Origin of the sequence: Bacillus sp. FSL W7-1360, assembly GCF_038592975.1 — a bacterium.
GTDB lineage: Bacteria > Bacillota > Bacilli > Bacillales > Bacillaceae_D > Shouchella > Shouchella lonarensis.
Window position 1 is genome coordinate 1,160,062 of the sequence record NZ_CP151950.1, and the last position, 18,908, is coordinate 1,178,969.

General features: G+C 44.6%; 20 protein-coding genes, 1 pseudogene and 1 riboswitch. Of the genes and pseudogenes, 3 read left to right on the forward strand and 18 right to left on the reverse strand.

The window, feature by feature from the left end; translation table 11 throughout:
- Positions 1-4: 4 nt before the first annotated feature.
- The 6 genes from NSQ26_RS05715 to NSQ26_RS05740 all read right to left on the reverse strand — a co-directional run bounded on the left by NSQ26_RS05715 (position 5) and on the right by NSQ26_RS05740 (position 3,937).
- On the reverse strand, positions 5-307 hold the full coding sequence (locus NSQ26_RS05715) for an EthD family reductase (protein ID WP_090774943.1): 303 nt from the start codon (positions 305-307) through the stop codon (positions 5-7).
- 2 nt (positions 308-309) lie between these two features.
- Positions 310-810 carry a 1,2-phenylacetyl-CoA epoxidase subunit PaaD gene (gene paaD, locus NSQ26_RS05720; protein ID WP_499719642.1) on the reverse strand — a complete coding sequence of 167 codons (501 nt, stop codon included), beginning with the start codon at positions 808-810 and terminating at the stop codon, positions 310-312.
- A 16-nt stretch (positions 811-826) separates the two neighbouring features.
- Entirely contained in the window at positions 827-1,618 is a 792-nt protein-coding gene (gene paaC, locus NSQ26_RS05725; RefSeq protein WP_499719644.1) for a 1,2-phenylacetyl-CoA epoxidase subunit PaaC, read from the reverse strand.
- The gene (paaB, locus tag NSQ26_RS05730; RefSeq protein ID WP_499719646.1) at positions 1,615-1,965 is read right to left on the reverse strand and encodes a 1,2-phenylacetyl-CoA epoxidase subunit PaaB; all 351 of its coding nucleotides are present in this window, start codon (positions 1,963-1,965) and stop codon (positions 1,615-1,617) included. Before paaB ends, paaC begins: the two co-directional genes overlap by 4 nt.
- A 17-nt stretch (positions 1,966-1,982) precedes the next feature.
- Positions 1,983-2,927: a 1,2-phenylacetyl-CoA epoxidase subunit PaaA gene (gene paaA, locus NSQ26_RS05735; RefSeq protein ID WP_499719647.1), complete on the reverse strand. Its 945-nt coding sequence runs from the start codon at positions 2,925-2,927 to the stop codon at positions 1,983-1,985.
- Between the two features lie 329 nt (positions 2,928-3,256).
- Positions 3,257-3,937 carry a TNT domain-containing protein gene (locus NSQ26_RS05740; RefSeq protein ID WP_499719648.1) on the reverse strand — a complete coding sequence of 227 codons (681 nt, stop codon included), beginning with the start codon at positions 3,935-3,937 and terminating at the stop codon, positions 3,257-3,259.
- 148 nt (positions 3,938-4,085) lie between these two features.
- Between NSQ26_RS05740 and NSQ26_RS05745 the strand changes: the two are divergent.
- A pseudogene (locus NSQ26_RS05745) lies at positions 4,086-4,760 on the forward strand (IS30 family transposase); the annotation flags it as partial.
- Between the two features lie 188 nt (positions 4,761-4,948).
- On the opposite strand, the gene NSQ26_RS05750 reads toward NSQ26_RS05745, so the two are convergent.
- The 10 genes from NSQ26_RS05750 to wecB all read right to left on the reverse strand — a co-directional run bounded on the left by NSQ26_RS05750 (position 4,949) and on the right by wecB (position 15,048).
- Positions 4,949-5,488, reverse strand: a complete 540-nt coding sequence (locus tag NSQ26_RS05750) for a DUF2247 family protein (RefSeq protein WP_499719649.1) — start codon at positions 5,486-5,488, stop codon at positions 4,949-4,951.
- A gap of 129 nt (positions 5,489-5,617) precedes the next feature.
- Positions 5,618-5,998: a UCP019853 family protein gene (locus tag NSQ26_RS05755; protein ID WP_499719651.1), complete on the reverse strand. Its 381-nt coding sequence runs from the start codon at positions 5,996-5,998 to the stop codon at positions 5,618-5,620.
- Positions 5,999-6,010: 12 nt separating this feature from the next.
- Positions 6,011-7,849, reverse strand: a complete 1,839-nt coding sequence (locus tag NSQ26_RS05760; protein ID WP_499719653.1) for a T7SS effector LXG polymorphic toxin — start codon at positions 7,847-7,849, stop codon at positions 6,011-6,013.
- A 433-nt stretch (positions 7,850-8,282) separates the two neighbouring features.
- Positions 8,283-9,182, reverse strand: a complete 900-nt coding sequence (locus tag NSQ26_RS05765) for a GIY-YIG nuclease family protein (protein ID WP_499719654.1) — start codon at positions 9,180-9,182, stop codon at positions 8,283-8,285.
- Positions 9,183-9,222: 40 nt separating this feature from the next.
- On the reverse strand, positions 9,223-9,807 hold the full coding sequence (gene scpB, locus NSQ26_RS05770) for an SMC-Scp complex subunit ScpB (RefSeq protein ID WP_499719656.1): 585 nt from the start codon (positions 9,805-9,807) through the stop codon (positions 9,223-9,225).
- Positions 9,797-10,558 carry a segregation/condensation protein A gene (locus NSQ26_RS05775; RefSeq protein WP_499719658.1) on the reverse strand — a complete coding sequence of 254 codons (762 nt, stop codon included), beginning with the start codon at positions 10,556-10,558 and terminating at the stop codon, positions 9,797-9,799. Before NSQ26_RS05775 ends, scpB begins: the two co-directional genes overlap by 11 nt.
- Before the next feature lie 297 nt (positions 10,559-10,855).
- Complete coding sequence (gene ribH / locus NSQ26_RS05780) at positions 10,856-11,320, reverse strand: 6,7-dimethyl-8-ribityllumazine synthase (protein WP_499719660.1); 465 nt, start codon at positions 11,318-11,320, stop codon at positions 10,856-10,858.
- Positions 11,321-11,335: 15 nt separating this feature from the next.
- Positions 11,336-12,529, reverse strand: a complete 1,194-nt coding sequence (locus NSQ26_RS05785; protein WP_499719662.1) for a bifunctional 3,4-dihydroxy-2-butanone-4-phosphate synthase/GTP cyclohydrolase II — start codon at positions 12,527-12,529, stop codon at positions 11,336-11,338.
- A gap of 15 nt (positions 12,530-12,544) precedes the next feature.
- Positions 12,545-13,195, reverse strand: coding sequence for a riboflavin synthase (ribE, locus tag NSQ26_RS05790; RefSeq protein WP_499719664.1), 651 nt, complete (start codon positions 13,193-13,195; stop codon positions 12,545-12,547).
- Between the two features lie 130 nt (positions 13,196-13,325).
- Positions 13,326-13,474, reverse strand: a riboswitch (FMN riboswitch).
- Between the two features lie 452 nt (positions 13,475-13,926).
- Entirely contained in the window at positions 13,927-15,048 is a 1,122-nt protein-coding gene (gene wecB / locus NSQ26_RS05795; RefSeq protein WP_499719665.1) for a non-hydrolyzing UDP-N-acetylglucosamine 2-epimerase, read from the reverse strand.
- A gap of 138 nt (positions 15,049-15,186) precedes the next feature.
- Between wecB and NSQ26_RS05800 the strand changes: the two genes are divergently transcribed.
- Both NSQ26_RS05800 and NSQ26_RS05805 read left to right on the forward strand, forming a co-directional pair.
- Positions 15,187-16,764 carry a glycosyltransferase gene (locus NSQ26_RS05800; RefSeq protein ID WP_499719667.1) on the forward strand — a complete coding sequence of 526 codons (1,578 nt, stop codon included), beginning with the start codon at positions 15,187-15,189 and terminating at the stop codon, positions 16,762-16,764.
- Between the two features lie 84 nt (positions 16,765-16,848).
- Complete coding sequence (locus NSQ26_RS05805) at positions 16,849-17,904, forward strand: enoyl-CoA hydratase/isomerase family protein (protein WP_499719669.1); 1,056 nt, start codon at positions 16,849-16,851, stop codon at positions 17,902-17,904.
- Positions 17,905-17,946: 42 nt separating this feature from the next.
- On the opposite strand, the gene NSQ26_RS05810 is transcribed toward NSQ26_RS05805, so the two are convergent.
- Both NSQ26_RS05810 and NSQ26_RS05815 read right to left on the reverse strand, forming a co-directional pair.
- A complete protein-coding gene (locus NSQ26_RS05810; RefSeq protein WP_499719670.1) occupies positions 17,947-18,171 on the reverse strand; it encodes a YlzJ-like family protein in 225 nt (74 codons plus the stop codon).
- Positions 18,168-18,899: a ClpP family protease gene (locus tag NSQ26_RS05815; RefSeq protein ID WP_499719996.1), complete on the reverse strand. Its 732-nt coding sequence runs from the start codon at positions 18,897-18,899 to the stop codon at positions 18,168-18,170. The genes NSQ26_RS05810 and NSQ26_RS05815 overlap by 4 nt, the downstream gene beginning before the upstream one ends.
- Positions 18,900-18,908 lie beyond the last annotated feature (9 nt).

Below are 18,908 nucleotides of genomic sequence, written 5' to 3' on the forward strand. Positions count from 1 at the left end.
CCACTTACGCCTCTTCACCAATCATTAACGTCACAAGTTTCCCGGCAAAGCCCATTAAATCTTTCCCAGACGCTTTTCCTTCTTCAGAGCGCATCCCTTTTTTCATATCATCCATGCTGTCATAAATCATTTCACACATAAGGTAATACGGCGTCTCGCCCCCCATTGGTGAACCCGTAAATTTCGTCACTTTCATTTCTTTTAACCCAGGAATCTTCGCTGTTAACGGCGCATGAACCTCAAAATAATGCTTGTCGAACGCTTCCTTATCCTCTGGATGCTTATACATTGCGACTAGTTTTGCCATTGTCAATCTCTCCTTTTTTTATGATGATAGGTAGCGATTGGTTTCATCGCTTCAAACGGATTTTTACACGTTTTGCAATACAAAATGCTCCGACAAGCTGTCGGTCCAAACAAATTATCAAGCGTGACATACGTTGAATCACAATAAGGACAGGCGACATGCCACTCACCATTTTCAGCCGGCATCGACGGGGGTGGCGCAATGCCAAACGCTTTTAAGGCTTCCCGTCCACGATCTGTAATCCGTGCTGATGTCCACGGTGGATGACGAACAAATGCCACGTTTACCTCACCAATGTGCGGCAGCGCACGCAACCTATTTTCAATGTTTTGTTGAATGATAGACAGCGCCGGGCACCCAAGAAATGTCGGCAAAATCGTGACCGTGACATTCGCTTCATCTATGACGATCTCTTCAACCATGCCGAGATCAACAATGCTCACCGTCTCTATTTCCGGATCTTTGACGTGTCCTAGTTGTTGCCAAACATCACTTTCTTTCATTCCCGCGCCCCCTTTGTCACCACGCCGCCGTGACATCGGTGCGATACACTTCAGATAACGTCGCAAGCGCCGCGGTCAAGTCGTCTGTATGAATGTGGTTGCGCCCATTCTGCTTGCATGTATATGCGAGCATGTCTTCATTTAACCCGACAGACGCGAGCACTTGACCGACCGTGTCTGTAAAACGTGCGGCAAGTACTTCCTCTGTTTCTATCAGCTGTGCTGCTTCAATTTTTGCTGCATCATGACCATATGAAAACAAGTCACCGAAGTCTTCCATCACCCGCGTAATTGCTGTTGTCATCCTCACCTTCGCTTCATCGTTTGCTTGTATGAGCGCAACAAACCACGTCTTCCAGTGAAAGATATGATAGTGAAGTTCCATATTCACCTTTGTGGCAATCTCTCTTAATGCTTCACACGCGCTGTTTTCAAGAGAATCCATCTTAATTTTTTTCGCTTCTGTATAAAAATAGTTTCGAACGACCGCATAAGCGAAGTCATACGCCGGTTGCCCCATGTAACTGCCCGGCCCATTGACGCGTTCAACGAGAATACTATTTTTCCGCTCAATTGCTTTGCGCCCATGGGCAAGTTCATCGACAGTCCCGGCACCAAGCTCGCTTGCAAGCTCGTAAAACATCGCTGCATGCCCCATACTATTTTGACTAATTGAAGCAGAGGCAACATCTTCTTCAATATGGGGGGCAATGCCTAACCATTCTGACCCACGATAAGCAAACAGAAAATCATCGTCCGCTAATTGCAATGCCAATGTGATGATTGCATCTTGTGCCACTTGACTCATGTTGCATCACCACCCGACCACGACATAATCTCTTTTTCATCCAACACTTTTTGCTCGTACTTGCGCCATTTTTGCTTTAAATAGCCATACCCTTTCGTGTTGCGATAGTCTTTGTTGTCAAGGCGCTTGAGCGTTGCTTTTTCTGTTTCATTCATTGAGCGAATTCTTTTCCGCTCAACGACCCAAATATCCGCAACCGGTTCACGACGCATGAAATTTTCTTGTGCCATTGCAAGTGCCAATTCTGCATTTGGGGCGACGAGACTGAACTTATGAGTCAAATCCGATGTCTCTGTCCGCTTACTAAACACTTCGTACTCTTTATAAAAACTTTCTTGCTCCGACATTCATGTGCCCCCTTTCGTTATCGCAACGCTTGTCGCACCCAGGCATGTTCATCGTAAGCTGTTCGCCGTAATTGTAGACGCGCTTTTGAGCGCGGCCCTTCATTTCGCGTGATCTTCTTAAATTCCTCCCAGTCAGGCTCTTTGTATGTCCATGTTTTCGATGCTTCATCGTACCGCAATGTTGGATCCGGCAGCGTCAACCCAAGCGCTTGCACACGCGGGATGTATTTCGTTAAAAAACGTTGCCGTAACTCTTCATTCGTGTTCGTGCGGATCTTATATTTAATCGTCACATCTTGCTTTGAAGAACCTGTCGTCGCTTTGCTCGCCGGGCCAAAAAACATTAAGAGCGGCTCCCACCAACGGTTGAGCGCTTCTTGTACCATTTCCCGCTGCCGCTTGCTCCCTTCTACGAGCGCCAGCATAATTGACTCGCCATGCTGGGCATGGAAAACTTCCTCAGCACAAATCCGCTTTAATGCACGTGCGTACGGACCATATGAAGCGTGGAGCATATTCGTTTGCGTAATAATCGCAGCCCCGTCTACTAACCAACCGATGATTCCAGCATCTGCCCACGTCTTTGTCGGCATGTGAAAGACATTATGAAACTTCAGTCTTCCTGAAAATAAGTCATTCATCAAATCTTCACGCCCGCGGCCATCACGTTTCATTAAATCTTCGACCACACGTAAAAGCAATTGTCCATGACCCATCTCGTCCTGCACTTTGGCCATAATCCCTAGTTTGCGCCGTAACGTTGGCGCACGTGGCACCCACTCTTTTTCCGGCAGTGCCCCCATAATCTCACTAATCGCGTGCATCGAAATTAATTTGATTAATGTCGTCCGGTATTCTTCCGGCATCCAATCATCTGCCTCAATCTTTTCTCCAGCATCAATTCTGTCAATAAAAGCTTGGTGACGCGCTTCATCTGTCACCGTTCCTTTCGCTATGCTCATTCCACCACCTCTTTCCCTCTTCATCCTAAAAAGCAGGTGCACAATGATCCGTGTGCGTCAAGATAACACTTTTATGTTTATCGTTCACAATTGTGTAACATGAGTCAAGCGTAACACCGTATGAAAGCGCTGTCAAAATGTTTTTCTCGACAGATTTTGCATGGTGGCGGGAGGGGGGAACAACACCTTATGATATTGATCATGCATACCAGCTGGCAATTCAACCACTGATTCTGGTTCCTTAATTTATTGCTCGTTCTATGTATGAAAACGCCCTGTGCCAAATGCAAGTGACGACAAGGGCGCTGGAAACGACTGTTCTTTCTTCACTAGCTCTGTAAATACTGTACTACACCTATAAAATCCCATTTATATTTGTGATAAGGAGCACCATCGCTATGCAATGCTAAAGATCGTTGTTCATACGGTGTTCCTACAGGAGAGAAATAAGTTCCATCTGTACCTCCGTAGCGATCAATCACCGTTCCTGGCGGCAATTCTGATCTAGTAATAGCACCTTGCGCACCAGCATTTTGAGGCCATTCAGCGCCACCATTCTTTTGGTTATAATATTTTGGGTCATCAAAAACGCTTTTATTAGTTAAATAATGGTCATCACTTAGAGGCTTAAAATCCCACGAATCAAGCTTGGTCTGATCTGCCACGCTAATCCCATTGACAGCTTTATCAGTCGGTTTCCCTGTTCCCTTCACATCTTTTACTGTCCCGGAGCTAGCGCTTCCTGAACCCGACTTTACGTCTTTCACTGCCCCAGAACTTTGAGATCCTGATTTCGCGCTATTCACTGATCCCGAGCTTTTCGTTCCTGTTACATTATTCGCTGTCCCAGCGCTTTTCGATCCTGATTTCACGCTGTTCACTGATCCCGAACTTTTCGTTCCTGACCCTGATTTCACACTGTTCACTGAACCGTTGCTGCTTGAGCCCGACTTCACATCTTTTACTGCGCCGCCCGACCTTCTCGATCCTGACATCGCACTTCTTGTCACCGCTCCGGCGCCACCTGTTGTAAGCCCAACTAGCTGCAAACCGTTTAACCAGTTATCAGTAGCGTTCAGGACTGACGTTTGCTTGTGTAGTTACCCCGGATCCATCTAAGATAGAAATACCATCAACATGTAATGACACCAGGGGCAGTCTATTAGTGCGATTGCTAAAAAACTTAACCGCTCACCTTCTACCATTTCTAGAGAACTGAAACGGAACTCGGAAGAGAAGTTCTATCAGCCTGCCTTTCTTCGCCACAAGGGAAAACGGCAAAAACCACAAGAAAAAAGAGGGCGCTTTAATATCGGAACATCTATTTCACAACGACCTAAAGAAATTAGAAAGCGGGAGACTTTTGGTCATTGGGAACTGGATAGTGTTGTTTCCAGTCGTGGGAAAAGTAAAGCGTGTCTTGCTACATTTGTTGAACGTAAAACCAGATGGTACATTGCCTTTAAAATGTCGGATCGCACCTCCTCATCCATGGAAAAAGCGATTCGAACATTAAACGAACAGTTGCCTGCTGGCGCTTTTCAAACCGCAACGGTTGACAGAGGGAAAGAATTTGCCTGTTATAGCTCCATTGAACAAGATACAGATATTCAGCTGTACTTTGCTGATCCTTACTCTTCGTGGCAAAGTGGCAGTAATGAAAATGCGAATGGGCTATTAAGAAAGTTTTTCCCTAAGAAAATGGATTTCGCTACTGTTTCTGGTGAAGAACTAGAATTTGCACTGTCGCTAATCAATCATAGACCAAGAAAATGTTTAAAATGGAAAACTACACACCAAGTGTTTCAGGAGGAAGTGTTGCACTTAATTTGACAAACCCTCTTCTTGATTAACATGAGTCTAGTTTCTTTTACTCATAACCAACGTCTCTTAGGCGACTATAGTGTATTTCTTTATAAGAAACTCTGTCAGCGAGTCAAAGTGCCACACCCATGGTTACATATCAGAAATAAGAGGGGGCAGTAAACTATAACTCGCACTCACTAATCCAGGAAAAAAATCTAGCAGTGGGTGTCTTTTTGTAGAAATTGCTGTTCTTTTTGTAGAAAGTCATTAAATAAGTTAATCAATCTAGCTACACTTTTTTCTTTTGAACATTGTGCTGGATTAAAGCCATCTTCAGGAACCAAATAGTTAATAAAGTTATCCATGTCTTCAGGGTAATTGAAGTCAGCGTACACTTCTGCAATCTTGTTCAATAACTCCTCAGAATCATCTTGATGTTTTATTTTCAAACAAGATAACACTCCAAATCTCCATTTTCTTTTTTCAAACTGTCTTAAATCAGTGTTTAAGATTAAATCATTGAGAGACGACTCTTGCATTATGATTTCCAATAAACTTTCATAATCAAGATTTTCCTCACCCCAAGCAAGCTGGATAATATTTTGATTAGTATCCTCTGGATGTTTGCTCAAAAATTCAGCTGCATAGTTAGTGATATCACTGGCTGTTATTAGATCCAGCTTTAATCCCACATACAATGTCTTCCAGTCGTAATGTATATTATTCTGATCAAAAATATCTAAAGAGATATTCATGATAATCCCCTCCTTAACTCTATGGTCTTTGATTCGGAGAACCTGTAATGTGCCCATTAGGTATAAACCGTCTAGACAGGATCGCTGTGGGTTACTACTATACTAGCTCTAAAAACTATCCCTTCCTTATTAGCTATGGACAACTTCAAATGAGGAGTTAATTCGATCTACTTCTAAAGAAACATATTTCCCATACAAGTACTGATAGTCATCAAAAACATCATCTTTAATCAGAAAACCTACGTCAAGAACGCCATCCTCATTTAAATATCCGTTAATCTTATATCTAAATGACTCTCCATATCTTACCATAGCCTTAGTACTTGCCTTACTTTCTTTGACATTTGTATCATCAATAAAAAAACTCACCTCTACTGGATACTTTTTATTTACCTCAATTACATATGGAGAAAATGAAACAAATGTCACAAATTCCACTCCATTAATTCGAATAATTACTTCTTCCTCTATATCCTCACTCAAATGGATTACTGTTGCCATATTGCCCATTTTATGTTCCCCCTATTTCGTCACAGGACTAATTTCCTGGATATTCTTCCCGTTTAGCATTCGCCAAAACGTCTTACCACTTTCAACATGATAAGTAGTGATTTCTCCAAATTGATTTGTTCCTACGAATTCAAACTTAGATTTCCCTCGCGTGGTACTCCCCATAAACCTAACATAGCCTTCTCTTATTTCACCACGATAATTATACTGTACTTTATCACCATGTTTCATCACGTCCCGTGCCCCAGCTAAATATTCATGAGATGTCGTATATGCTCCTTTAAATTCAGAGCCATGTTTATTAAAATGGCTAATTAATTTCTCTTCACTCCCAAAGCTTGCTTTCTTGATATTGTTAACACTGTCCGCCGCCTTAGAACCACCCTTTGCCATTTTAGACCCTCTAGAAACCACTTTCACAGCCGGACCACCAATAATCGCCGCCATCGCAAGACTACGCTCCCACGGTTCTAATTTTCTGCCCGTAATTGGGTCTCTGCCTGTAAATGCTTCGATTCCAGACTTGATATTTCCTACGACTGGGGTAAAATCTGCCGCCATTGATGTATCGTCAAGAGACCATGACCATTCAAATTCTGATGTTTGTACATACATATCACTTGCTTTCCTACCTGGGAAGTATTTCGTTCTCGTTCTTCCCTCTGCCTGGGCAACAATATGGGCTGCTTCATATGAGGAAGACGCCTTACTTACATCTACCGGGCGACTTGCTTTTACGTCTGATACAGAACCTCTAAATAATCTTAGAACAGAACTAATTGCTGTGATCGCGGTTCCTGATGTTTGAGAAGCAACCCCTGTAAACATGTTCACGATCGAACCAACAAAATCATTTGCCGCATTCCTCACTCTATCTGTTTGCGCGCGGGCTTGATAATTTTTTGCCATACGCTTCAGCGTCTGTCGTACCGCTGGCGAGAGGTTGGACGCGTCCGTTTTTACAATAAATTTATTTGCTTGTTTATCGTACATTAGTCTAGAAGCCAACATCATACTGACAGTGCCTGTTGTCATTGTCGCATTTAGGCGGTCATTCATCCCTTTGAATCCTTTTAATGAATCGGCAGCATTGCTTACCATGAAAAATAAGTTGGCTACTTGATCTAAGAGAGAGCTTCTTCCATCTTCCCCCACTTCTCCACGTGTACCGCTTGTGCCTTCTGGCTTCGGCGCGAATTCATGGAGCTTATTCTCTTCAAAGTGGGCTTTTGCTTCTGTCACGTAGTTCCTTGGCATGACAGGACCAGCGCTTGCCCATCTCTCTGCTTTCTTGACAGTGCTTCCGAGCGAGTTCAGGTGCGCTTCTACTGCTTTCATGAGTGCCGTGTTTGTTTTGTCAAGGCTGCTTAATTTCTGGTGCACTTGTTGGGCATGTCGTGTTGCTTCTTTAATATCCATTGTCATCGCTGTTCCGTTCAAACTTCCAATGTTAATGATGTCTTGGATTGATGCGGCTACTTTATTGACATTGGAAATCGACTGGTCCGTTGACATCTGTAACCGATGTAACCCCTTTGGCACTTGCATCAACCAAAAATCTCGCCGGACGAGTGCGTCCGAAGACTCAAAGCTCAAGATGTTCTTTTTCATTTGTTTGACTGCTTTTGTGTACACATTGAAAAAACCTCGGAACGAACGTATTGTTGGTAGTTGCACGTATTTAAAATGGTTTCGAATTGCTTCTGGACCATCACCGCTAAATGTGCCGACCATGATCACACGCCGCACTTGCGTTTCCATCGTTTGGAATGTCTTGTCTGCGTCTTCTCTTCTTTTTATGACTTCATCTAAAATGCTGATGGCTTCTTTTGCATCAAGTATTTTTGTCATGGCGTACCTCCTCTGTCAAAGTCTTCTCTTATTATCTCATTTGCGAGCAGGGTTATTTTATAAAAGCCGTCCAAGTACTCCATCAAATTGAGTTAAATTCAGCATCGGACTCAATCAACTCTTTCAATGTCAACCAATTTAGCTGCATCCTGAATGACATTCATATTCGAGTGCATGCCCAGCTACCGATTCCCTAAGTGATCCCAGGGTGTTAATCATTTCTAGCCCCTTGGCTTCAAGTTCACCCAGTTGCTTCTGGTTCACGTCTATGGAAAGACCCCCTTCGTCACGCGTGGAATACCCTGTCCAATCTGTAACATCATTGTAACGCACCGCGAAAACGCTATCAACACAAAAACAAGTTCCCCTTACAGAATCTCCACCATTCCTCGAGCAGCAAAAATTATCCGTCTCTCAATAGTAACGAGACCTATCACTGCCCATCCTTTTCAATGTCTTTCAGCGTTTTCCCGGCTTCTGTCTTCCAGTCGGTCAATCCATTTGTATGGCCACCGATCACAAATGCCGCCGCATAAGATGGGCTGCGGAAAAGTACATCCTCTTGCAGTATCCCACTTTTGATTTTAGCATGCTGTCGACGCTGCTTGATGCCCACTGGAATACTTTCAGAATCAATCGTCTCAATCAAACTCCCTTTTAAAACAACGAATCCCTCACTCGTCTGCTTACACATCGCTTCAATTACGCGGCCACTTTTTTTGCTCTTCCTTTTTAATCGCAGCAACAATTCATCTTTTTTCTGTTTTGGGTGCTCCTGTTCCGAAGTCGTTTCCCTCTCAATCATCGGCTCAAACACTTGATGCCCCAATGTGCCCATGATAATTTTTGCATAGTCAATGAATGCTTCAAGTTCACTTTCCTTCTCCTCGGTAATGTTACCAGGAGTAGGTTCATTCCCATTTTTCACTTCATACCGTTGTGCCTTGACTGCCATAGAACAAAAGCGGTTTTCAAGATAACTGATTTCAGTTGGGCCGAAGGAATTGTTCGATGTAGTGAACACGACTACCTCTGTCCAGTATCCCTTTTCAGGATTGCGTTTGTGCTCCTGCAAGCGACTGAGAATGCCGTCACCATTTTTTCGCACACCCGCTTGACCGATGTAAACGACATTTTCCTCTGTTTGATCAGACGTGCCGAATAGAAAATAAACGCCGCTTTGAGAAAGATGCTCACGCTCTTTGCACTTCTCAAGCTCAGTGCGCGGAATTTTATAAACGACGCCAGTCCAATTCGCAAGCGTGCATTTCACCCGCCCATTCGCATGACCATCCATTAAAAACAAGTTGATACTTTTCCCACGTACAGTCATAATCTCTCCCCCGTAATCTCTCTTAAATGATACCGTCGACTCATGATGAGCGCTCCTCTTCCAAAAGCTCCCCTTCATGAAATAGCGAGTCATCTTCTTCCTCTTCAAACAATGCAAACGACTCGAGCGGTGGCAAATCAGCGCGCGTTTCCAATCCGAAATGGTCGAGAAACGCCGGCGTCGTTCGGTACAATAATGCCCGTCCTGGCCCTTCCGCACGGCCGCATGTCTCAATTAATTGCTTTGTCACAAGTGAAGTGATCACTCTCTCCGAGTTGACCCCACGTACTTCGTCAATTTCAACGCGAGTAATTGGCTCATGGTAAGCAACCATCGCTAACACTTCTAATGCCGCCCGCGATAATTGGCTACGAATAGGCGAAGCAGCCAAGTCTTTATAAAGATGTGCGTGCTGTGCTTTTGTCGTCAGACGGTACCGGTCCCCTAAACGGGCGAGGCGGATCCCGCGATCGTCTTGTGCCATCCTTCCAGAAAGTACGGTTAATGCGGCATCTATTTCCACTTCCGGGCAGTTAAGCAACGTTACCATTTCTTTTACGGACAGCCCTTCCTCTCCGCTTACAAATAAGAGCCCTTCCACCTGCGCCAATAGATCAGTCTGCATAAGCTGTATCATCCCTTATGTAAATCACCATATCTGTAAAATTCCTTTCTTGCACACAGCGAACAACCCGTGTTTTCATTAACTCCAACAACGCCAAAAATGTCACGACGATATCGGCGCGATCACCTGATGCGAGCAATGTTTCAAAGGCAGTTCGTCCCGAGCATGCCTTGAGCTGCGTAGCAATCTCCTCCATACGCGCTTCTACCGACACGACTTCACGCTGAATTACTTTTAACTTCGGTGCGCGCACACGCTGTCGCGCCAACATTTGTTGAAATGCACGGACCATGTCCGCGACACCGACATCGCCAATTTGCAAGGCACATTTCTCTTCTTCATTTAAAAATTCATCCAGCGACTCCGGCGGGCGCGTATAAACAATGTCTCGTTCCTGCGCCGTCTGTTGCAATGATTTGGCCGCCTCTTTTAACGTACGATATTCCAGTAATTGCTCTACCAATGCATCACGCGGATCTTCTTCCACCCAATCTTCCCCGTCAAACAACACTTCTTCTCGTTTCGGCAACAATAGTTGGCTTTTCATATGGATCAGTGTCGCCGCCATCACTAAATATTCACTTGCGACATCGAGTTCCAACCGTTGCATCGCATGAACATACTGCAAGTATTGATCAGTAATGCGCGCCACCGGAATGTCATAAATGTCAACTTCCGCTTGCGATATTAAATGCAACAACAAATCAAGCGGCCCTTCAAAGGAGTCCACTTTCACCTGGTATGTATCCATGCCATCACCATCATTCTCCTCTTTACTATCGGTCATTATATCATACCAGAAATGAGTGGTCAGGAGCTAAAATTTTCGTCCGAAGACTACGTGCAAAAAGCCGCACGCAAGCGCACGGCCTTTAACCAGGAGGAAGAGAACCTAGGCTTATTTAGATCCCCTTTTATTGCCTTAAGGAAACTTTATTTCCTTTGTGCAATAATATCAAGCTTTACTGCCGTTGTCAATCATTAATTTCACAAAAAAAAAGCGCCATCCACATGCATCCATGTGAACTGCGCTCCTCTTCGTATACCCTTATTCAGCGAGTGATTTTGCCAAGTTAGCCATTTCAATTGCTGCTGTTGCCGCTTCCCAACCTTTGTTGCCGGCTTTTGTTCCTGCGCGCTCTACAGCTTGTTCGATCGTATCGGTCGTAAGTACACCGAAGATGACCGGGATACCTGAAGTCAGCGACAACGACGATACACCTTTGGCCACTTCGTTACAAACATAATCAAAGTGCGGCGTTGAGCCTCGTATCACTGTTCCAAGTGTAATGACCGCATCGTATTTTCCGCTCTCGGCCATCTTTTTTGCCGCAAATGGAATTTCAAATGCGCCAGGTACCCATGCCACATCCGCACTTTCTGCCCCGTGGCGGTTCAACGCGTCTTCAGCACCGCCTAATAGTTTACCCGTAATAAATTCATTAAAACGTCCAACGACGATGCCTACTTTCAATCCTGTTGCGACTAACTGTCCTTCATATACGTTTCCCATTTGTCCCGTCTCCTCTTAAAACTGAAGCATATGCCCAAGTTTTTCTGTTTTTGTTTTTAAATAGTGCTCATTTTCCTTCACCGGCGCAAATTGTAACGGCACCCGCTCAACGACTTCTAACTCGTATCCTTCTAGGCCGGCAATTTTACGCGGGTTATTCGTTAGTAAGCGCATCTTTTTCACACCTAAATCACGAAGAATTTGCGCCCCAATCCCGTAATCGCGCAAGTCAGGCGGGAACCCTAAGCGCTCATTCGCTTCAACGGTATCATAGCCTTCTTCTTGCAGCTTGTAGGCTTTAAGCTTATTCATCAAGCCAATCCCGCGTCCTTCTTGGCGCATGTAAAGCAAGACGCCACGCCCAGCCGCGTCAATTTGCGCCAGCGCTGCATGGAGTTGCGGTCCACAATCACAGCGCTTCGAGCCAAAGACATCACCTGTCAAGCATTCAGAATGCACCCGTACCAGCACCGGTTCGCCAGTCCCAATGTGTCCTTTGACGAGCGCGACACTTTCTTTCCCGTCCAATTCATTCGTATAACCAATCGCCCGGAAGTCACCAAATTCTGTCGGCAAGCTAATATCGACTTCGCGCTGAATGAACGTTTCTTTTTGCCGGCGATAATGAATCAAATCTTTAATTGTGATCATTGGTAAGTCGTGCTTATCCGCTAATTTGCGTAATTCCGGCACGCGCGCCATCGTTCCGTCCTCATTCATCACTTCACAGATGACACCAGCAGGCTTCGCACCTACTAGTTTTGCTAAGTCCACCGCTGCTTCTGTATGCCCAGCCCGACGCAATACACCACCTGCTTTTGCGACTAAAGGAAAAATGTGTCCTGGTCTTTTGAAATCTTCACCGAGTACATGCGTATCAACAAGCGCACGTACCGTGACTGCTCGCTCATGCGCAGAAATCCCTGTCGTCGAACTTGCATGGTCCACGCTCACCGTAAACGCGGTCCCATGTGGATCAGTATTATTTGTCACCATCGGCCCGAGATCAAGCGCTGCCGCCCGCTCTTCCGTCAATGGTACACAAATTAAACCCCGGGCGTGCGTCGCCATAAAATTGATCGTTTCAGCTGTCGTATATTCAGCCAGTGCTAAAAGGTCACCTTCATTTTCACGGTCTTCGTCATCACAAACGATGATCATGCCACCTGCTTTTAATACTGTGAGTGCTTTTTCAATTGTATCAAACATCGGCTCGCCTCCTTATTAACTTCCATAAAATCCGTTCTCTTCAAGCAACTGCGAAAGAGATGTGGAACGATTGCCTTCCTTTGGTTGCAACATCTTCTCTACATATTTTCCGATCATATCACATTCAATATTCACGGGATCGCCCGCTTGTTTCATACCAATGATCGTTTCCGTTAATGTATGTGGGATAATCGAGACGGTAAACGTTGTTTCTGACACGGCAAACACCGTTAAACTCGTCCCGTCCATTGCAACCGACCCTTTTTTGACGATGTAATGAATCAATGCTGGTGCTGCGCTCACCTCGAAGTAAACGGCATTATGAGCAGGCGTGCGCCGGACAACTTGACCAACACCATCGACATGCCCAGAAACGATATGCCCACCAAACCGACTAGACGCAAGCATTGCCCGTTCTAAATTGACCGCCGATCCGCGAACGAGATGTGAAAGTGTTGTTGCTTGCACCGTCTCCGGCATCACATCGGCTGTAAACGAAGATGAATCATAGGATGTAACCGTTAAACAAACCCCATTCACCGCGATGCTATCGCCTAGATTTACATCTGTTAATACTTTTTGGCAACCAATCACTAAGCGAAGGGCTTGACCTGTCTGTTGTAACTGCTTGACCGTGCCAATCTCTTCAATAATGCCTGTAAACACTGCGATCCCCCCTCGCCACAACTTAAAAACACAATAAAACCCTGAAAGAACTTTCCTTCCAGGGCACTACAAATAAACGTTTAGAAAAACATTTTTTCATAAACAGAGCACACCAAATAAACGCGCGTGCTTACAACTTCTCTCATCCAGACTCTCACTGTCGGCTCTGGAGTTACACCAGATCCACCGGCTTACCTGAAGCAAGCACGGGTCACGGACTGAGAGGGACACTCCCTCATCACCGCCGGTAGGGAATTTCACCCTGCCCCGAAGTTATTTTGTATGAAGTTGTCAATTTACTCCCACCGAACATACGCACAACCATTTCAACAAAAATTGACACAATGTTCGTGTATGTACTGCCATCATATCATGACTTCCGTTGTAAAAGCAAGTGAAAAAGCTGCCAGCATTGTGCCAGCAGCTTATTTTATATTTACTCTTCTAAGTTCCGTTTTTTCGAAGAGACGAAAGCAAACGTCATGGAAGTTCTTGCGTACAAAACAACGAAAGCCCTACCTCTCAATCGTCCTTACGGCTCCGAAGCCGTGCCAGTGTGAATTGTGTTACAAAAAGTCTTTTTCCTACAATCTTATCTTACTCATCATTTAGGGGGGATTTAAATCAAAGGAAGGTATCTACTTCCAAAGCGAAGTAGAAAAAAGAAGTTTACTTTCTATATGATATTTAACCTATTATACACGATAACGAAAAGTATTGCAAGATACTTTTCAAATCCACCAATCATAGCGCTGTAAAAGCGCTTTAGCGATACGGTGCGCTGCTGTGCCATCACCGTAGGGGTGGCGCACTTGACGCATCTTTTCGTAAACTGCGTGCTTATTCAGCAGCGCGCTCACCATTTCGACAATACGCGCCTCCTCTGTGCCAACTAATTTCAACGCGCCCACTTCCACCCCTTCTACTCTTTCCGTCACATCACGCAAAACAAGCACAGGCACACCAAGTGACGGTGCCTCCTCTTGCACACCACCTGAGTCTGTCAAGATCGCATACGCTTTTGCCATGAAATTATGGAAATCACGTACACTCAACGGTTCGATTAAATGAATCCGCTCGTGCCCTCCTAACATCGCATCCGCTTGCTTGCGAACAAGTGGATTCAAGTGGAGCGGACAAACGACATGTACATGTCGATCGATCATGACAATCTCTTTCATCGCTCGAAAAATACGTTGTAATGGCTCCCCGATGTTTTCTCTCCGATGAACCGTTAACAGTAAAAATCGATTGTCACCTATTTTTTGCAATAATGGATGCGTGTAATCTCCTCTCACCGTCAACTTCAGCGTGTCAATCGCTGTGTTTCCCGTCACGACGATCGAGTCATCCCGTCTATTTCCAACCACTAAGTGCGCTGCCGCTCTCTTCGTCGGCGCAAAATGAATGTCTGCAAGCACACTCGTCATTTGTCGATTCATCTCTTCTGGGAATGGGGCGTACTTCCTATCTGTTCGTAAGCCAGCTTCAATATGACCGATAGCGATTTTCTCATAAAATGCCGCTAAACTTGCTGCAAATGTTGTTGTCGTATCTCCTTGAACGAGCACAATATCTGGTCTTTCTGTTTGAAAAGTACGCTGCATTCCTTGTAAAATGAGCGCTGTCAAACTGGACAAGTCTTGCCCCGGCTGCATCACCGCAAAATCACAATCCGGCTTTAATTGAAACGTTGTCAACACTTGATCAAGCATGTGCCGGTGTTGACCAGTGACAACCACCTTTGTATGAAACGATTGGGTATCCGCCTTCAACGCAGCAATCACTGGTACCATTTTAATCGCTTCTGGTCTTGTCCCGAAAACGGTCATCACTTTTAATCGTCGCTTCATATGATCACCTCTTATCGATCTATCATTAATCTATGCGCCAATTTAGCCACCCAGCACAAACGGAAACATTCACGCATCTTCCCAAAAATCGACTCATACGATAAATATAGCGCGTCTCTCAACGAGGAGGATCGACGGATGAAAAAACAAATGCGTGTGCTCATCGGAAGTCCAGTCAATCAAACCCCACAAATTTTACGTCCTTTTTTAGATATGCTTTCCCACATCGAACAAGAGACAATAAGCATTGATTATTTGTTTCTTGATGACAATGACGATCATACATCGCGTGCACGACTACAAACATTCGCAAAGAAAACCGCACGATGTATTGTCCGTCCTTCAACTTATCCAAAGACGATGCCTTACCATAAAGATGACATGACACACGGTTGGGACGTCTCTTTAGTAAAAAAAGTTGCCACCTTTAAAAACGATATGATCCAATACGCAATAGAAAAAGATTATGACTACTTATTCCTTATTGACTCCGACGTCCTCATCCATCCTCACACCATTGAACACTTAGTCCAAACGGAAAAAGACATCGTCTGTGAAGTGTATTGGACACAGTGGCAGCCGGAATCCATCCCGCTCCCACAAGTATGGATGTGCAACCAATACGACTTATTCCGTCGTGAAGAAGGGGAAGAACTGTCCGCAAGCGAAGCGTCGCAGCGAAACCTCTCCTTTTTGAAACAACTGAAAAAACCCGGTCTATATGAAGTCGGCGGCTTAGGCGCTTGCACCTTAATAAGTAAAAAAGCACTCACTGCCGGTGTCAATTTCAACGATATTCACAACCTCTCCTTACTCGGAGAAGATCGTCATTTTTGTGTACGCGCCGTCGTGCTTGGTTTCCCGTTGTTTGTAGATACACATTACCCGGCTTACCACATTTATAGAGAAGCAGACTTAGCGGGTGTGACACGTTTTAAAAAAGCATGTGGTTTGAAAGAAGAAGCGCAGCCTGTTTTTGAACAAACGCATCAAGCACCCACCATACAGACAAACAACCGAAAACAGAAATTGACCCTCTCAATGGTCATGAAAAATGAAGCCGAGCGTTATTTACAACGAGTGCTAGAAGAACATAAACAATATATTGACGCGGCTGTCATCATTGATGACGGAAGTGATGATGACAGTGTTGCAATTTGCCAAGACGTATTACAAGGTATCCCACTCTACCTCGTCCAAAACAACGTCTCGGCGTTTGAAAATGAAATCAACTTACGGAAACAACAGTGGCATGAAACGATTAAAACTGATCCCGGCTGGATTTTAAACGTCGATGCAGATGAAATGTTTGAATCACGTTTCAAAAACCACATACACGCACTTATTGAAACCGATGACTATGACACAATTTGTTTTCGACTGTATGATTTTTGGGATGACACCCATTATCGTGAAGACCCGTTTTGGTGTGCCCACCTCACTTACCGTCCTTTTTTAGTCAAATATGACCCGAGCAGACATGATACATGGCATGAAACACCACTCCATTGTGGGCGATTTCCTAAAAATATCGTCGACTCGCGTATATACAAATCATCGTTGCGACTGAAACATTTTGGCTGGGCGAAAGAAGCCGATCGCATCAAAAAATATGAACGCTATTTGCAACACGATCCAGATGGCACATATGGTGTGCTTGAACAATATCACAGCATCCTTGACACCCACCCTCGTCTGATCAAATGGGAAGAATGAGTCATGATAGTTGCAATCCCCCCTCACAATACGGCACAATAAAGATGTAAACGATTACTTTTATATTTTAGATGAGGTGAACCGATGACGAACAACGTAATCATTGAAAAAACAAACACTGGGGTCGGTCGCATAACATTGGCACGAGAGAAAGCATTAAACGCACTTTCTTATGATATGATCGAAAGCATGTTGACGACATTAAAGTCATGGCACCATGACCCTGATGTTCATATCATCATCCTTGAAGGTGCGGGCGAAAAAGCATTTTGTGCTGGTGGCGATATTAAAACATTGTATCAAGCGCGAGAACATGAAAATGGCATTGCCGCTGCCAAACAATTTTTCACATTGGAGTATGAACTAGACCTCCTTATCGCGACATTTGAAAAACCAATCATTGCTTTACTAGATGGCATTGTCATGGGCGGCGGTGTTGGTCTCTCTTACGGCGCGAGCCACCGGATTGTCACCGATCAAACAAAATGGTCGATGCCAGAAATGAACATTAGCTTCTTCCCTGACGTCGGTGCGTGTCACTTTCTCAACCAGTCACCTGGCTATGCAGGACGCTACGCTGCGCTAACTGCCGCCGTCGTCCGCGGAGAAGACGCGATGCTTCTAGGTGCGGCTGATCATTATGTAAAAGCGGATGTCCTCTCGAAACTGAAAGAAACCTTGCTTGCCTATGATTGGATTCACACGCCTAATCCAGAAAACGATGTGGATGAACTCATTTCTATTCATGAAACAGCGCCAACTGAAAGCAAATTAAGTAAATGGCAATCAGAAATCGACCAACACTTCTCTCATGAGACAATTGAAGGCATCATTCACTCATTAGAAGCAAGCGACACCGACTTTGCAAAGGAAACAGCAAACACACTTCGTCAATTGTCACCACTTTCATTAAAAGTGACCCTTGCACATTTACAACAGTCAGTGCACACAACGTTAAAAGAGACGTATGCAAATGACATTCAGCTCGCACTACAATTTTTAACGTGTCCAGACTTTTACGAAGGCGTACGCGCCGTATTAATTGATAAAACTAGGCAGCCAACGTACCAATATGAAAACGTTGAAGCTGTCCCAGACAAAGCGATTGTGCCTTTCTTCGCAACAAATGAAGTCCGATAAAATGAGAAAATTGGCGAGCCATAGCGGTTCGCCAACCTTTCTTCAATCAAGCTTAGGCCCCGCCCTTAAAACCATCCCCGGCTCATATGCTGGATTCAAAAAAGCATTTGGATCACTCGATAAAAGCCGAACAATGCGCCAGTCACCACCATCGATTTGCTCAACAATGAGATGACCTTCCGGACATGGGATCGTCATTTGCGACTGATATGCGCTGGCATCTTCTGGGAAAATATGTTCTAGTGGTACATGTGTATATAAAATCATTCATGCACCTCCTGTTCACTCCGCTGTTCTTCTATCAGTGCATTCAATTTTTTCAACGCTTGTCCAACCCCACCGACTTCATTAATTAATCCATACTGAACCGCATCTGTCCCGATCACATTTGTGCCAATATCACGTGTCAAATTCCCTTTTGAAAACATTAACTCTTTAAACTTCTCTTCTGAAATATTCGAGTGTGTCGTCACAAATTGAATCACTCGTTCTTGCATCTTATCCAAATACTCAAACGTTTGCGGGACACCGATGACCATTCCTGTCAGTCGGACAGGATGAATCGTCATCGTCGCTGTGTTTGCGATAAAAGAATGATCTGCAGCTGTCGCGATCGGTACACCAATTGAATGTCCACCACCAAGCACGAGTGTGACTGTCGGTTTAGACAAAGACGCGATCATTTCTGCCAACGCCAACCCGGCCTCCACATCACCACCAACTGTATTTAAAATAATTAAAAGACCTTCCATCTTCTTGTTTTGCTCGACTGCCACAAGTTGCGGGATAATGTGTTCATATTTACTCGTCTTATTTTGTGGCGGCAACTGCATATGCCCTTCAATTTGTCCAATAATGGTTAAGCAGTGAATGTTGGATGAACCCATATCAGGGACATTTGTTTGTCCTAATTGTTGCAGTTTATCGACTAACGTACTTTTCTCTTCAGGTTTTTCTGTTTTTGGTTCTGTTGCGGGCTGTTCATTTTGCGCCATGTTCACACA